Origin of the sequence: Bacillus sp. FJAT-28004, assembly GCF_001280845.1 — a bacterium.
GTDB lineage: Bacteria > Bacillota > Bacilli > Paenibacillales > Paenibacillaceae > Pristimantibacillus.
This window is the reverse complement of sequence record NZ_LGHP01000003.1, coordinates 1-15,218: the sequence shown is the minus strand read 5'-3', so window position 1 is coordinate 15,218 and position 15,218 is coordinate 1. Positions and strand designations below refer to the sequence as shown.

11 protein-coding genes, 16 tRNA genes and 1 rRNA gene are annotated in these 15,218 nt (G+C 42.9%); all 28 read right to left on the bottom strand.

Annotated elements, in window-relative coordinates; all coding sequences use genetic code 11:
- Positions 1 to 146: 146 nt before the first annotated feature.
- Entirely contained in the window at positions 147 to 1,601 is a 1,455-nt protein-coding gene (locus tag AC787_RS27830; RefSeq protein ID WP_235561143.1) for an ABC transporter substrate-binding protein, read from the bottom strand.
- A 258-nt stretch (positions 1,602 to 1,859) separates the two neighbouring features.
- Positions 1,860 to 3,407, bottom strand: coding sequence for an ABC transporter substrate-binding protein (locus AC787_RS27825; protein ID WP_054028238.1), 1,548 nt, complete (start codon positions 3,405 to 3,407; stop codon positions 1,860 to 1,862).
- Positions 3,408 to 3,493: 86 nt separating this feature from the next.
- Positions 3,494 to 4,426 carry a carbohydrate ABC transporter permease gene (locus AC787_RS27820; RefSeq protein ID WP_054028237.1) on the bottom strand — a complete coding sequence of 311 codons (933 nt, stop codon included), beginning with the start codon at positions 4,424 to 4,426 and terminating at the stop codon, positions 3,494 to 3,496.
- A gap of 50 nt (positions 4,427 to 4,476) precedes the next feature.
- Positions 4,477 to 5,400 (bottom strand): ABC transporter permease, encoded by a 924-nt coding sequence (locus AC787_RS27815; RefSeq protein WP_054028616.1) that lies wholly within the window; start codon positions 5,398 to 5,400, stop codon positions 4,477 to 4,479.
- A 171-nt stretch (positions 5,401 to 5,571) separates the two neighbouring features.
- A complete protein-coding gene (locus AC787_RS27810; protein WP_054028236.1) occupies positions 5,572 to 7,185 on the bottom strand; it encodes a helix-turn-helix domain-containing protein in 1,614 nt (537 codons plus the stop codon).
- A complete protein-coding gene (locus AC787_RS27805) occupies positions 7,178 to 8,929 on the bottom strand; it encodes a sensor histidine kinase (protein WP_054028235.1) in 1,752 nt (583 codons plus the stop codon). Before AC787_RS27805 ends, AC787_RS27810 begins: the two co-directional genes overlap by 8 nt.
- A gap of 168 nt (positions 8,930 to 9,097) precedes the next feature.
- Positions 9,098 to 9,853: a hypothetical protein gene (locus AC787_RS27800; RefSeq protein ID WP_054028234.1), complete on the bottom strand. Its 756-nt coding sequence runs from the start codon at positions 9,851 to 9,853 to the stop codon at positions 9,098 to 9,100.
- Positions 9,850 to 10,548, bottom strand: a complete 699-nt coding sequence (locus tag AC787_RS27795) for an ABC transporter ATP-binding protein (RefSeq protein ID WP_200930780.1) — start codon at positions 10,546 to 10,548, stop codon at positions 9,850 to 9,852. Before AC787_RS27795 ends, AC787_RS27800 begins: the two co-directional genes overlap by 4 nt.
- 7 nt (positions 10,549 to 10,555) lie before the next feature.
- Positions 10,556 to 10,936, bottom strand: a complete 381-nt coding sequence (locus AC787_RS27790; RefSeq protein WP_054028232.1) for a GntR family transcriptional regulator — start codon at positions 10,934 to 10,936, stop codon at positions 10,556 to 10,558.
- Between the two features lie 45 nt (positions 10,937 to 10,981).
- Complete coding sequence (locus tag AC787_RS27785) at positions 10,982 to 11,737, bottom strand: ABC transporter permease (protein ID WP_063847714.1); 756 nt, start codon at positions 11,735 to 11,737, stop codon at positions 10,982 to 10,984.
- Positions 11,730 to 12,686: an ABC transporter ATP-binding protein gene (locus tag AC787_RS27780; RefSeq protein WP_082361220.1), complete on the bottom strand. Its 957-nt coding sequence runs from the start codon at positions 12,684 to 12,686 to the stop codon at positions 11,730 to 11,732. Before AC787_RS27780 ends, AC787_RS27785 begins: the two co-directional genes overlap by 8 nt.
- A 157-nt stretch (positions 12,687 to 12,843) precedes the next feature.
- Positions 12,844 to 12,925, bottom strand: a tRNA-Leu gene (locus AC787_RS27775).
- A 13-nt stretch (positions 12,926 to 12,938) separates the two neighbouring features.
- Positions 12,939 to 13,015, bottom strand: a tRNA-Arg gene (locus tag AC787_RS27770).
- A 25-nt stretch (positions 13,016 to 13,040) separates the two neighbouring features.
- Positions 13,041 to 13,114 (bottom strand) — tRNA-Cys (locus tag AC787_RS27765).
- 7 nt (positions 13,115 to 13,121) lie between these two features.
- A tRNA-Gly gene (locus tag AC787_RS27760) sits at positions 13,122 to 13,196 on the bottom strand.
- Positions 13,197 to 13,203: 7 nt separating this feature from the next.
- Positions 13,204 to 13,278 (bottom strand) — tRNA-Gln (locus AC787_RS27755).
- A 31-nt stretch (positions 13,279 to 13,309) separates the two neighbouring features.
- Positions 13,310 to 13,385 (bottom strand) — tRNA-His (locus tag AC787_RS27750).
- 18 nt (positions 13,386 to 13,403) lie between these two features.
- Positions 13,404 to 13,477: transfer RNA gene (locus AC787_RS27745), tRNA-Trp, on the bottom strand.
- A gap of 11 nt (positions 13,478 to 13,488) precedes the next feature.
- Positions 13,489 to 13,573: transfer RNA gene (locus AC787_RS27740), tRNA-Tyr, on the bottom strand.
- 3 nt (positions 13,574 to 13,576) lie between these two features.
- Positions 13,577 to 13,652 (bottom strand) — tRNA-Thr (locus tag AC787_RS27735).
- Between the two features lie 31 nt (positions 13,653 to 13,683).
- Positions 13,684 to 13,759 (bottom strand) — tRNA-Phe (locus tag AC787_RS27730).
- A gap of 16 nt (positions 13,760 to 13,775) precedes the next feature.
- A tRNA-Asp gene (locus AC787_RS27725) sits at positions 13,776 to 13,852 on the bottom strand.
- Between the two features lie 38 nt (positions 13,853 to 13,890).
- Positions 13,891 to 13,967, bottom strand: a tRNA-Met gene (locus tag AC787_RS27720).
- A gap of 18 nt (positions 13,968 to 13,985) precedes the next feature.
- Positions 13,986 to 14,061 (bottom strand) — tRNA-Val (locus tag AC787_RS27715).
- A 67-nt stretch (positions 14,062 to 14,128) separates the two neighbouring features.
- Positions 14,129 to 14,203: transfer RNA gene (locus tag AC787_RS27710), tRNA-Glu, on the bottom strand.
- A gap of 4 nt (positions 14,204 to 14,207) precedes the next feature.
- Positions 14,208 to 14,298, bottom strand: a tRNA-Ser gene (locus tag AC787_RS27705).
- Positions 14,299 to 14,302: 4 nt separating this feature from the next.
- Positions 14,303 to 14,378: transfer RNA gene (locus tag AC787_RS27700), tRNA-Asn, on the bottom strand.
- A gap of 304 nt (positions 14,379 to 14,682) precedes the next feature.
- Positions 14,683 to 15,218 (bottom strand): 23S ribosomal RNA (locus tag AC787_RS27695); the annotation flags it as partial.

Sequence of the window (15,218 nt, the reverse complement as noted above, 5' to 3'; positions counted from 1 at the left end):
TCTAGGGTCAAAAGCAGATTTATACCAATATTTCGCATGCTTATGCTTGAAAACTTCTCGAAGGCAATCGGCGGCAAACAAATAATTAAAAAGTGCCGATCCAGCAACTTAATCGCTTGGCCGGCACGAATGATAAACAATGCTGCTTATTTGTTTGCAAGAAATTGATCGAATTGCTTTTGTTTCTCCGCTATAATTTTCTCGATACCTGCCGCTTTCAGCCTCTCGATATACTCTGGCAATACTTTATCTACATCAACAGACCCGGTTTCAAGCGCAGTTCGGTACTGTCTATCCACATTGCCGACAGCAGCTACTTCAGCCCTAACCGCGTCACCATTAAATACGAAGCCAAGCCCTGGTGATATTTTTGCATCTTGATTAAATTGTCTGAAGCTATTCCATTTCTCAGGATTTTCACTGTCCCATACATAGTTCAAAAACTGATTTCCGAACATCCAATTGGAGCCAGGATTGTAATTTTGCGTGTTCTCCGTTGGCCTGATCATGTGCTCATTAACCTTCATATAATGTTTGCCTTCAATACCGTAGTTCATCAAATTGTTCAAATAAACATCCGTATGGAGCAGATTAATAAACATCATCGCTCGTGTTGGATCCTGCGAAGTTGAAGAGATAGCTAACATGGATCCCGCCGTCTCCGATGTTGCAATCGTCTTCACATTTAAAGGCAGCTGCGCCAGCTTCTGAGTGAGTCCAGTTTGAATCGCCAGCTCTTCATTCTTACCGGGCTTTAATGCGCCTGTTATCGAGAATACATCGCCAGACCTGAGCGCATCGTTGTTCATCGTCTGATTCGTAGCAGCATCTTTATTTATATACCCTTTTAGAAAAAACTTACGTGTCAAGCGCAGCGAATCTACATAACGATCGACCTCATAGGCAGGCATTACAGTAGTGCTCTCTTCATCCTTTAGAATGACCCCAGGAATCGATGTATCTCCTAAAGCGTCGAAATTTCCGATGTAATGTGCATTAAACGACTCGCCCATCTTCATATAAAGGGGGATCATCCCCGGTTTTTTCTCTTGTATAATCTGATATACCGCATCTAGATCTTCAATACTTTTTACCATAGTCATATCTATTCCGAGCTCATCAGCTATGTCCGAGCGATAGATAATGCCTCCTTGCGAGGCGAGCTCCTTGTTCGTTGGAACAGCATAATTATGCCCGTCAATCTTGGCGCCTGCAAGAAACACGGGGTCCAGTGTTTGCAAAATGCCTTGGCCATACTGCTCTAGAAGCTCATCAATGACTAAAAAAGCACCCTTTGACACATTGATCGCATGTTTATTCCATTGAGCCGTAAAAAAAATATCAACCTTCTCGCGTGATGCGATCATGAGATTGACTTTGTCGTCCCATGGTCCCCAATCAATTGGAATAAGATCAATTTTCGCATTTATTTTCGTTAATAAATATTCATTCATTGCCGCTTCTACTTCTTCTTCGTCTTTCTGTGGCGATCCTGTATATACAAACTTTAGCGTATACGCTTTTAATTGATGATTATCAGCGCTGTCCGTTTCGTCTACTTCTGTTGAAACGCTTTCATTATTATTTGCAATACGTTTCATGCTTTCCTTGTTGCTGGCCGTAAGATTTGTACCTGTTTCATTAGAACAAGCTATCACTAGAACGAAACATGTCAGTAGGAGCAAACTTGCACACCTCAAATGGTACATCGATCGAGCCATACTCGCTTTGCCCCCTACAGCATGGATGAATTATATTTGTTAGCTTAATTGTAAGGAATACATAAAAAAATGCAAGCAAGAAAAACCCGCGCCTTTTGGAAAGACGCGGGTTTTCGTTATTTTTAATAGTAGGACTGTTTACTTGCTCGCAAGGAACGCATCAAATTGCTTCTGTTTCTCAGCAACGACCTTATCAACGCCTGCTTCCTTCAGCTTCTTCTCGTATTCAGCTAACGTTTTGTCAACGTCCACCGATCCCGTTTCAAGCGCTCTTTGGTACTGGCGGATCACGTTTGCCAAAGCGCCGACTTCCGATTTCACAGGTTCGCTATCGAATACGAAACCAAGAGCAGGTGATACTTTCGCATTTTGGTTGAACTCTTTAAATTTCGCCCATTTATCTGGATCCTCAGTATCCCAAATATAGTTCAGGAACTGACTGCCGAACATCCAAGCGGAGCCTGGATTATAGTTGGCTGTATTCCCTGTAGCTGTTATAATCTCACCATTACGTGTGTAATGCTCACCTTCAATACCAAAGTTTAGCAAATTATTAATTTCTTTGTCGGTATGAAGCAGATTAATCAACATCATCGCACGATCTGGGTCCTTGGAAGTCGAAGAAATCCCAAGCATCGACCCTGCAGTTTCAGAGGTTGCAACTGTTTTTTCTGTCATTATTATTTGGGCCAGCTTGCCAGTCAGGTTAGAAGCGCTTGCAATCTCTGCATCCTTGCCTGGTTTCATTGGCTCAATCGTAGAGAATACATTACCTGCCTTCCATGCATCTGCTGAAGAAACTTGTGTAGTAGCTGCATCCGCGTTAATGTAACCTTTCTTGAAATAATCACGAGTCAGGTTTAAATATTGCTTGTAACGCTCAAGCTGCTCCATTGGCATTACTTTTGTAGCATCTTGATCCTTAAGAATGGCGCCAGGAATGGTTGAATCGCCCAAGAAGTCGTAGTTAGCGAAGAAGTGCGAGTTGAATGCGCCTGCAGTCGTGTACAGCGGAATTAAGTCCGGCTTTTTCTCCTTCACGACTGCATATACAGCATCAAGATCTTCTGGTGTTTTTACATTACTCATATCAATGCCGAGCTCATCGGTAATATCCTTACGGTAGACGATACCGCCAGCAGCCGCGAGTTCCTTATTCGTTGGAACACCGAAGTTTTTCCCGCTAATTTTTGCCCCCTCCAGAAACGCAGGGTCTAATGAATCCTTAATTCCTTGACCGTATTTGTCAATCAAGTCACCTAGTTCCAAGAAAGCGCCTTTGGCAACATATTTGGCATGACCATTCCACTGAGCCGTAAACACAATGTCTACTTCTTCCCGCGAAGCGACCATCAGGTTGATTTTATCGTCCCATGCACCCCAATCAATCGGTCTGAGATCGATCGTTGCGTTGATTTTTTCGGTAAGCAGCTTATTGATCGCCTCTTCCACTTTTTTCTCATCTGTCTGCGGTGTGCCAGGGTATACGAGAGATATTTGATATGGCTTCAAATCTGATGCTGGCGGCTCCTCATCCTTTGTGACTGGTTTATCCGTTTCGGCAGCTGGAGCATTTGTCGGCTCTGCGTTGTTTTTCCCGTTGTTTCCTGAACATGCCGACATAATCAATACGATGGACATCAGCATGAGAAGAAGCATAGATGTTTTTTGTTTAACTTGCTTCATAGCGGGTGGACCTCCCTCGAAAATTTGGATTATATGCTAAATCGGCGCTGCCGATTACAGCCGTGTTATTGCTGATCTTCGCGAATTCAACCTTTTACGGCGCCGACCGTCAGCCCTTTCACAAAATATTTTTGGAAGAACGGGTAAGCAAAAATAATAGGACCGATTCCAACGACAACCATAGCCATCCGAACGGTCTCGCTTGGAAACTTAAAATTGCCTCCAGCCGCTATAATAGCTGCCGCTGCTGTACTGTTATTAGCAAGAAATTGAATGTTCAGCATCGTCTTATACATCAGGTATTGAACGGTAATGTTCGATTCCTTCGTAATGAACACAAGGCTGAGGAACCAATCATTCCAATACGTCAGTGTTTGGAAGAGTGCAACTGTAGCAAGAACAGGAAGTGACAACGGCAAAACGATTTTGAAAAAGATCGTCAATTCTCCTGCTCCATCGATTTTTGCAGACTCCAGTATGGCTAAAGGAATTGTTGTTTGGAAAAACGTACGAATAATAAGAACAAAAAACGCAGCTACCAATAGCGGTACAATAAGAGCCATCAACGTATCCTTTAAATCCAGCACTTGTACATACACGAGATACCAAGGAACTAGGCCCCCTGAGAAAAGCATCGTAAAAAATACGAAGAAAGTAAAAAACTTGGCATGTGGAAAATCAGATCTGGATATGGGATACGCGTATAACGCCATAATAATTAAGCTGAGTGAAGTTCCAACAATCGTTACAAAGATAGAGATGCTATAGGAGCGAAAAATTTGAGTCGCATCCTTGAACAGGAACTGGTACGCTGCTAAATCAAATTTTGAAGGAATAAATTGGTACCCTTCTCTGACGACAGTGCCTTCATCGGAAATCGAAACCATAATAATTAAGATGAGCGGTACGATACAAAGCAGTGAATATACAATGAAAAATATATTGATGCCTAGAGAAGCCGGGAGTGATAATTGGTTTTTAGTCTTGGACCCGGAAGATATTTTCTCAACTGCTTCCATAGGATCACCTCCAATCAAGATTTTCGTAAAGATGCTTCAATCGCACCAATCTAAAATAACGCATTATCTTTATTGATTCGGCGTACCACCCAATTGGAGAAAAATACTAAGGCGAAGCCGATTACGGATTGCAGCAAGCCCGCAGCGGAGGATAAGCCAATATCACCAACCGTCAGGAATGTGCGATACACATAGGTGTCGATAACATTCGTTACAGGGAATAATACACCCGATTCTCTTGGTACTTGGAAAAATAAGCCGAAGTCAGCGTTAAATATTTTTCCGATCTGAAGCAGCGTCATAATCGTAATGATAGGCATAATGAGCGGAATCGTAATACTCGTCATTTGCTTCCACTTGCTTGCCCCGTCAATTGTTGCGGCTTCATAATACTCATCGTCTATGCCAATGATGGCTGCCATATAAATAACGGTAAAGTAACCCATGCTTTTCCATGTATTTACGATCGGCAAAATGTATGGCCATACCTCTTGCGTGAAATACCATTGCACCTGCTCAAGTCCAAGCGCCGGCAGCAGCGAAGTATTTAAATACCCATGTTGGTCACTCAAAAAGCCATACACCAAATAACTAATGACGACCATCGATAAAAAATAAGGCAGGAACATAATCGTTTGATGAAGCTTTGCTAGAAAACGGCTTCTAATTTCATTGAGCATGATCGCAAAAGCGAGCGGGAAAACCAAGTTCAAAACGATAAAACCTGAGTTGTAAAGCAGCGTGTTCCTTGTAATAATCCAAGCGTCTGATGTTTTGAATAAATACTCGAAATTTCTAAACCCGCTCCATGCGCTGCCAAATATTCCGTCCGCATAGTTAATGTTTTTGAATGCGATTATGATGCCAAACATCGGAATGTAATTGTTCAGGACCAGCAATGCGATAGCCGGCAACATCATAAGGTAGAACATCCAGTACTTGCGAAAAATACGGATTTGAGACATTTTTTTCATTGAGCTCTTCGGAATATAGGCAGCTGTTATCGCTTCCGTCGTATGTTTCGCCAACGCCTTCCCCCTCCTCTTTCTAAAACTCTTGTGTTCCTTCTAGGTATAATTGTATAAAAAAAAGACGCCGACATCTGTCGGCGCCGTGACCATATTAACGGTACAGTGACTTTTCAATCATACATCTTGAAAATTTTTGCGATATTCCTGTGGAGTAAGACCGGTCGATTTCTTAAACAGCTTTGAAAAGTGAGAAAAATTACTATAACCCACGTTTATAGCTACATCACTTATCCGATTATTTGTTTTTTCCAGCTCGTTTCTCGCCTTAGCTATGCGCATTCGAACCAAATAATCCGTCAATGAAGAACCTGTTTCCCTTCGGAATAAGCGAGACAAATAGGCTGGATTCAAATAGACGGACTCTGCCGCTTGCTCACGACTGAATTCCTCTCCTAAATGCTCTTCCATGTAACGCTGAACCTTCTCCACAACTTGGGATACGTCTTTGCCATTCTGATTAGCGTAATCCGTGATCTGCTGGCTCAATTGCTGCGTCCATGTTCGCATTCGAGGCAATGATTTGAGAATATTCTCGCCTACCTCCCATTCTCTATGCATAAACACGTCTGTCATTTGAACGGATTTTTTATTTAACCATTGGAAAAGCATATTCATATACCCATAATAAAACGATGCCATATACGTATAATCCACTTTCAGCTCCTGCATCTGGTCAAAACATTCGTCAATTCGCAAAGACAGTTCCGTCTGCTTCCCGGATTCTAGCAATAGTGCCCAATCAGAGAAGGGAGCTTGCTGGGGAGTGGGTAGTCCTTGCTTCTTTGTATGATCCTGCTCCATTATAATCGCGCAAGTATTACTCACGTTGCTTCTCTCCAAGGTGAGCAGAGTCTGTATAGCGGTACGGAGCTGTTTCACCTCCGCTGCTTCACCTATATAACAGGACAGTGAACAATTCAGCATTCGTTTGCATTGATCAATAAACGTTTTGCATCTGGACTGTAAGCCAGCATTGTCTTGCCTATCACCATTCGATGGATTATAAAATAATGCGTATAAAATTCCGCTGCCATCTTGAACAATATGGCCTAGTTCACCTTGAAGCACGATCTCTTCGGCAGCGTTCTTAATACCATAGGTCATGATCTCCTCATCACGGGCTGACCATTCCTCCCGCCACTGTTCGATGCTGATAAGCACGACGCGAATTAAACTATCCGATTCAAGCGGTAAACCATAGGTTTGCAATGAGAAATTGAGCTGTTGCGATGCCGCTGATAAACGGTAGTGAATGATATCCTGCCAGAAGCGCTCAATAAGAATAGGCTGCTGCTTACTCCATTGTTCATAAAATAAGTTGTAAGTTCCGCGAATTTTTGCTAGCTGCTCCATATCACGAGCTTTTTCCAGTGCCTCATTCACACATGCTTTCAGAGCGTTATGATCGATGGGCTTTAGTAAATAATCGAAGCAGTCCAGCTGAACCGCCTGCTGCGCATATTTAAAATCCGCATGTCCCGTTAGAAAAATCGTCACGCTTGAAGGGGAATGCTCATTCACCCATTCTAATAAATCGATACCGCTCTGATTTGGCATATCAATGTCCGACAGGATGATGTGAATCGTATGTGCGGTCAGCATAGCCTGCGCCTCCTCCGCATCAATTGCCGTATAAATGTTAGCAATCGGCAGCGTTGACCAGTCTATGCCATCTACGATGCCACGAATCGCAATTTCCTCATCATCTACAACCAATAAGTTATACAACGGCTTTCACCCCTTCCATCAGCTTAGGGAATACGATAACGACAATTGCACCGCTGCCCTCCGTTTGATTACGGAAAGTTATCGACGTCCGCTCGCCATAAAGCAGCTGTAATCGATGAATAACATTCATTATGCCTAAGCTGCTCGTTTCGCCTTCCTGCAACGGTTCTTTATTTTGCAACTTCTCCAGTATTTGTGGGCTAAAGCCCGTTCCGTTGTCGCTGATCGATAACGCAAAACCATGCTCTGAGTTCATCTCAGCACCTATTTTTATTTGGAAAAGCTGCCGCCTGTTTTTGAACCCATGAATAATCGAATTTTCTACAAAGGGCTGGATGGTCAAAGCAGCAATTGGATAGTGCAAAATGTCATCAATACCCTCATATGTACATTGCAGCTTCTCAGGGAACCGAATTTTTTGAATCGTCATATAGTTTTCGATATGCATCAGTTCTTCCTTGAGTGTGATCGTATCCCGATTTGCTTTCATAATAAATCGGAAATAATCAGCAAGATGCAGCGACATCTTTTTAACCGATTCCGTATCACCTAAAGCCGCTAGATTATAAATAATGTTTAAGCTGTTCATATAAAAGTGCGGATTAATTTGTGCCTGGAGCTGCTTCAATTCACCTTGCTTCACTCGAAGTTGTTCCTCATAAACATCAATTTTCAAGGTTTTGATTTGCTCCGCCATAATGTTGAATGTATTACCTAGAAATTCAAATTCAAGCGATTTGTTTTTCTTCAATCTTACGTCCAGCATACCTAAAGAAATTTTCTTCATCCCCAAAATAAGCTCATGCAGCGGCTTAAACAGCATATTCCGCATAAAGAACAAATAGATGAGCAAAATGGCAAGAAACCCAATGGGAGCAAATAATGTCGCATTTCTAAAAAACAATAGATTTCGCAGGAGCGTCCGCTCTGGAATAACGACCCGATAGGCTATATTCACCATATCGCTCATCCTATTCATCACAAGATAACTATCTCCTGTTTTTCGGTCAGTCAGCGATTCATACGGTTCCTTCGATATTTTATAGGTGAGTTCAAGTGGTACCAGATTTTCTGTCAACGACTGAACCAGCTGATCCCCCTGGCGCAAATAAATGCCATTATGTCCGATATCACCGTCACTCCATTGAATCGATAACATTCTGTTTATATCCTGTACCTTGATTATTGCGCCGACGTATAAGTCCTCTGACACCTTGATGAAATTGATCAGAAAAAACTTACCTGACATCCGCTCATCAGCTCTGACCTCCCATAAATGTTGATCATTCATAAGCAGGTTTTCTTCCTTTGTCATCGTATCCATATGCGCTTTAATTATTTTTTTAGTATCGTTATATAAGCTTTTTGTTCCAAAAATAATATCTTTATCGTGATATAGAAATACAGCATCAATAAGATTATAGACACCAACGTCACGATTCAGCTTTGCATCTATCCTAATCTTCGTTAACGTATATCCGTCACTATCCATCGGGAAAGACATAAGCAGTCCGACGTCGGTATCAAGCACTGACATTTTATAAAGATAATCATTAATCTGCGATAAGTTCTGATCCGTTTGACCCACATAAATATCAAGTGTGTTTCGATAGGTCTCTGATACTTTCTCTCGGACGATCTCACGTGAGTAACTGTTGTTAATGAGCATATACACAACTACCGGCAGCATTACTGCCATAAACCCAATAATAAGACGAGTTCTAATCGATTTACCGAACCTCAATTTTCGCTTCCCCCTAATATCGATTGGATCATATTAATACTACCATTTAAAGCGCTTTCTTAAAATCACCTGGAATAGATATAGTTCTCATTTTTTATAATCTTATTTAAAGCATAAAAAAAAGCGCATATAGGATTTTCGCCCCACATGCGCCATCGTCATTCTTTTTTAAAGCTCGACTTTCTTTTTTAATAAATAAATCATTAGAAACAAATAACCTAAGGTGAACGCTAGCTCCAATAAAAATGGTCCGAATAAAAAATCCGTATTGAAAGATGAACCAAAGGTTACAACATCGCTATTCGTTTGAGGTATATTTACTGAAACTATGCCCATCATACCCTCGCTTTGGTCAAATAGCTTATTCGTTAGCCAAGAAGCGATAATTTGTATCCCAAAGTAAAAGACGATCCCTATCCATGTAGAATGTTTCATTCTGAAGCTGCGAGCAACTGTAATGGAACAAAGGATCGACAGCATAAATGATGTGTACATCCAAATGTAGCTTAGTATCATTCCGAATAGAGCGCCTTTCTCTAAAGAAACATGCTCTTTGAAAGCTTGAATATCCATATCCGAAAAAGCTAAGAAGATCGCGATATGAATAGCTGCAATAATCAAAACGAGCAGCATGGTTATCCAGCCTAAAAGTATTGCAGCGCCTATTCCATTGATTGGGTGCAGCGGCAGTAAGCGACGACTATAGGATTTAAGATTTCTGTCAAACGTCCGGCAGCAATGGATGAACAACAAGATGAAAGTCATTACATAGCCGAAAATACTAAACGCGATTATAAGATTTTCATCCCAGTTACGCGTTGCCCCAGTGATTGATAGCGCTGCTTCTAATATGATAAAGATTGCAAGCGTGCTGAGGACACCATCATTGCTTCGCTTCCAATCGTATTTCAACAGCTTGATCATTCCCCAAACACCGCCTTAAACATCTCATCAACGCTTTTTCCGTGAGCCAATCGTATATTTTCTACCTCATCCTGCAATACAATTTTACCCTCACGTATGAACACAACTTCATCGAAGACCCGCTCAATATCGCGTACAAGGTGGGTTGAAATGACTAAGCTGCTCTCTTCGTTATAGTAGTTAACAATCGCGTCCAAAATTTTCGCTCTTGCTACTGGATCTACTCCTCCGATCGGCTCATCGAGCAAATACAACTTCGCATTTCGCGATAATACGAGTGTAAGTTGAAGACGTTCGTTCATCCCTTTAGATAACGCACTAACACGATCCCGTTTATTCAAATTCATGAAAGCAAGCATTTCATTTGCCTTCTTATTATCAAAATCCGCATAAAAATCCTTATAAAAATCTATCGCGTCCTCTACGCGCATCCAACTCTCCGTCAGTGGCTGATCAGGCATAAAAGATGTAATCACTTTTGTTTCCTGTCCTACAAGTCGACCGTCAATCTTCACCGTGCCAGAAGCCGGATGAATGAGTCCTGCTGCTATTTTCATCAGTGTACTTTTACCACTGCCATTGCTTCCTAACAAACCAACAATCTTCCCAGGCGCTAATGTGAGCGATATTTGGTCTAACGCCTTCTTACCGGCAAAAGATTTTGATACTTCTGTCAGCTGCAAAACGCTCTCCACAATTCCTTCACTCCTTTTCTTTATCTTCTTCTTTCACTGCTTGTGAAACGATAGTTACAATATCGTTATTTGCGAAGCCAAGCTCCTGCATCCCTTGTATGAAGCGACCGAGCAAATCGCCTGCCATTTCTTTTTTGATTTCCATTATTTTCGACTCCTCGCTAGTTACATATCGGCCAAGTCCACGCTTCGTTTCGACGATTTGTTCTCGCTCAAGCTCCTGAAAGGTTCGTTGTATCGTATTCGGGTTGATTTGTAGTTCTAACGCAAGTTCTCGTACTGCCGGTATTTTATCCCCAGCCTTTAACTTGCCAATAACGATTTCTTTCTTAATATAATTCATGATCTGCAAGTAGATCGGCAAATTATTATCAAATTCTATGCTCACAATATGTCCTTCTCCCCTCAACTGCCCTCTCGAAAACGTTGCATATTAGGCAATATCCCGTTTTTTGAACGTAACAAAACTTATGACTAAAAACAAACACACATATGCTGTACATACGATACTTGGGAATAAGATCCCGCCTGATGATGATTCATTGCCTGCAAATAACGATAGATCTGTATTCATAAAAAGTAGATATTTGGAGAAATCATAGTTTGATAATAACATTTTCAATAAGCCTTCCAGTAAAACAGCCGTCATTCCTATTCCTATCGTTGCCCCTGATGATCTTGTTAAAATGCCGAACATAAACGTTAAACTTACATAAATGATCGTATAAACCGTTTGAAAGAGCATTGATTTCGCAACATCCAACCAGGTTATGTCCCCTGTCGATTCAAAGCCAAACGCTATTCCACTTGCCGCAAGAGCAGCAACAATTGTGAAAATGATGAGAGAACAAACAAACAATATTGCTGCTACATATTTTGACGCCAAAATCTTGCTTCTTCCGTGTGCTCGTATTAGCAAAAACTTAACTGTACCTAATTGATGTTCCTTTGCGACAATTCCTGCTGTGAATATAATGGCTACAATCGTTACAACCTGCCCGACTCCATTCGTTGACATAATCGATCCAGCAAATTCTAGCATGGTTGGAAACTCTTCACCAGCCATCTTCCAGATTAAATAGGTGAAACCTACAATCGTAAAGAGCATTACTGCGTAAGCAATGAAGAAGCTGCGTTTCTTTGACATTTTCAACCATTCATTTAATACTAGTCCGCTAAAATTAAGCAATGCGACTACCTCCAGTCCATTTCAAAAACTCGTCTTCAAGTGATATCTTCGCTTCAGTTATCCGATAAATTTTAATATCCTCTTCGCCTAGCTTGCTTACAATCTGAGGAATAAGTTCATTCTGAAGAGCTAATACAAGCTCACTACTATCTTTTAAGAGCTGAATAACCTCAACTCCATCTATATTCTTAGAAATACGACTTGCTCGTTCGATATCATCCACTCGGATAACGACTGATAGCTGCTTGGATTGCTCTTCAGTATCACTTAGTGAACGATGAGTCACATATTTACCTTCCTGAATTACAACAACTCGGCTGCACATGAGCTCCATTTCCGAGAGCAAGTGACTGGATACAAGAATCGATATGCCTTCTTGGACTGCGATTCTTTTCAAATATTGTCTCATTTCACGAATGCCTGCTGGATCTAAGCCATTAGTTGGTTCATCCAGTATCAACAAGGATGGATTGTCTAGCAGCGCTTGTGCAATGCCTAGACGCTGCCTCATTCCAAGAGAATAAGCTTTTACTTTCTTATTCATTGCTGCTTCTAAACCTACCAGCTCGGTAACTGCTTTTATCCGTTCTTCCGTAATACCAGATGACATTCTCTGATATTGCTTTAGATTATCATACCCAGTCATATATGGATAAAACTCGGGATTTTCTATAATAGCTCCGATATGGCGAATGGCGCCTGTAAAATCATTGCGTATGCTCTTTCCTTGAATAAGCACATCTCCCTCAGACATTTGAATCAATCCAACAATCATTCGAATCGTCGTTGTTTTTCCTGCCCCGTTCGGACCAAGCAAGCCTACGATCTCTCCCTTGTGAATATCAAATGACATTCGATCTACGATAGCTTTTCCTGCAATACGTTTGGTTACATTTTTTAAAGAAAGTACGGGGATTGCTCCCTTTATTTCAGAAGATGATTTCATCATTTTCTTACCTCCGTAGTCTTAGTGTTCTAGTTAAATAGTACACTAGGTTTTGACGGATGTAAAGGGTAAATTTCCAGGTCGATTTTACCTAATATTAAAATAAACACAAAAAAACTCTTAAGATCAAATTGATCTTAAGAGTTTGTGTTAGAAAGTTTGGTGCCGATGAGAGGACTCGAACCTCCACGGTTTCCCTCACGATTTTGAGTCGCGCGCGTCTGCCATTCCGCCACATCGGCATTTGAGTAAAGATGGCGTGCCCTAAGAGATTCGAACTCCTGGCCTTTTGATTCGTAGTCAAACGCTCTATCCAGCTGAGCTAAGGGCACATATTTTGTTTCATAGAGAAATCTGTGGAGGCGCCACCCAGACTCGAACTGGGGGTAGAGCTTTTGCAGAGCTCTGCCTTACCACTTGGCTATGGCGCCAACTAAATGGAGCGGAAGACGGGAATCGAACCCGCGACCCTCGCCTTGGCAAGGCGATGCTCTACCGCTGAGCCACTTCCGCATATAAATGGCTGGGGATTCAGGGATCGAACCTGAGAATGACGGAGTCAAAGTCCGTTGCCTTACCGCTTGGCTAATCCCCAACAAAATACAAAACGCTAATTTTTGAATTAATGGGGCGATCGAGGGGAATTGAACCCCCGAGTGTCGGATCCACAAACCGATGCGTTAACCACTTCGCCACGACCGCCATATTCAAATGTTTTATTGGCAGGGGCAGCAGGAATTGAACCCACACCAAAGGTTTTGGAGACCTTTGTTCTACCTTTAAACTATGCCCCTAAGGTAAAAAATGGTGGAGGATGATGGATTCGAACCACCGAACTCAGAGAGAGCAGATTTACAGTCTGCCGTGTTTAGCCACTTCACTAATCCTCCATGTGGTGCCGTCGAGAGGACTTGAACCCCCAACCTACTGATTACAAGTCAGTTGCTCTACCAGTTGAGCTACAACGGCATATTCACTTGTATTACTTGTACTAAATAAATGGTGGCTCGGGACGGAATCGAACCGCCGACACGAGGATTTTCAGTCCTCTGCTCTACCGACTGAGCTACCGAGCCTGATGTTGTTTAAAAGTGGCGGAGCTGACGGGATTCGAACCCGCGGTCTCCTGCGTGACAGGCAGGCATGTTGGGCCACTACACCACAGCTCCACATCATGTTCTCGGAAAGTTCCGAAAGGTAAAGAATTTGGTTGCGGGGGCAGGATTTGAACCTGCGGCCTTCGGGTTATGAGCCCGACGAGCTACCGGGCTGCTCCACCCCGCGTCGTTATTAATTATTAAATGGTGGAGGATGACGGGATCGAACCGCCGACCCTCTGCTTGTAAGGCAGATGCTCTCCCAGCTGAGCTAATCCTCCATGTTGAGCGACCTTTATATCTTATCATAGGTCATTCTTTTTTGTCAATCTTTTTTTTAAGAAAAGTTGGTGACCCGTAGGGGACTCGAACCCCTGTTACCTCCGTGAAAGGGAGGTGTCTTAACCACTTGACCAACGGGCCTTACTGGCAGAGAGGAAGGGATTCGAACCCTCGAGACCCGGTTAGAGCCTACACGATTTCCAATCGTGCTCCTTCGACCACTCGGACACCTCTCTACAATGGCTCCCCGAACAGGACTCGAACCTGTGACAACTCGATTAACAGTCGAGTGCTCTACCAACTGAGCTATCAGGGAATATTAAACATTTCAAAGCAAATTGCGCCCTGAAAACTGGATACGAAAGTTAGGCTTGCTGAAGCCTTCATGCTGCTGTCTACCGGATGTATGGGTCACGGCAAACGTGTTTAGGATAAGCCCTCGACCGATTAGTATTCGTCAGCTACACACATTGCTGTGCTTCCACCCCGAACCTATCAACCTCGTCGTCTTCAAGGGGTCTTACATACTGGGAAATCTCATCTTGAGGGGGGCTTCACGCTTAGATGCTTTCAGCGCTTATCCCGTCCGTACTTGGCTACCCAGCGGTGCNAAACGTGTTTAGGATAAGCCCTCGACCGATTAGTATTCGTCAGCTACACACATTGCTGTGCTTCCACCCCGAACCTATCAACCTCGTCGTCTTCAAKGGGTCTTACATACTGGGAAATCTCATCTTGAGGGGGGCTTCACGCTTAGATGCTTTCAGCGCTTATCCCGTCCGTACTTGGCTACCMAGCGGTGCTCCTGGCGGAACAACTGGTACACCAGCGGTACGTCCATCCCGGTCCTCTCGTACTAAGGACAGCTCCTCTCAAATTTCCTGCGCCCGCGACAGATAGGGACCGAACTGTCTCACGACGTTCTGAACCCAGCTCGCGTACCGCTTTAATGGGCGAACAGCCCAACCATTGGGACCTACTTCAGCCCCAGGATGCGATGAGCCGACATCGAGGTGCCAAACCTCCCCGTCGATGTGGACTCTTGGGGGAGATAAGCCTGTTATCCCCAGGGTAGCTTTTATCCGTTGAGCGATGGCCCTTCCATTCGGTACCACCGGATCACTAAGCCCGACTTTCGTCCCTGCTCGACTTGTAG

Excerpts from the sequence above, each read along its gene's own strand:
- AC787_RS27830 (WP_235561143.1), bottom strand. The coding sequence starts at position 1,601 with ATGAAACGTATTGCAAATAATAATGAAAGCGTTTCAACAGAAGTAGAC.
- AC787_RS27825 (WP_054028238.1), bottom strand. The coding sequence starts at position 3,407 with ATGAAGCAAGTTAAACAAAAAACATCTATGCTTCTTCTCATGCTGATG.
- AC787_RS27820 (WP_054028237.1), bottom strand. The coding sequence starts at position 4,426 with ATGGAAGCAGTTGAGAAAATATCTTCCGGGTCCAAGACTAAAAACCAA.
- AC787_RS27815 (WP_054028616.1), bottom strand. The coding sequence starts at position 5,400 with ATGAAAAAAATGTCTCAAATCCGTATTTTTCGCAAGTACTGGATGTTC.
- AC787_RS27800 (WP_054028234.1), bottom strand. The coding sequence starts at position 9,853 with ATGATCAAGCTGTTGAAATACGATTGGAAGCGAAGCAATGATGGTGTC.
- AC787_RS27780 (WP_082361220.1), bottom strand. The coding sequence starts at position 12,686 with ATGATGAAATCATCTTCTGAAATAAAGGGAGCAATCCCCGTACTTTCT.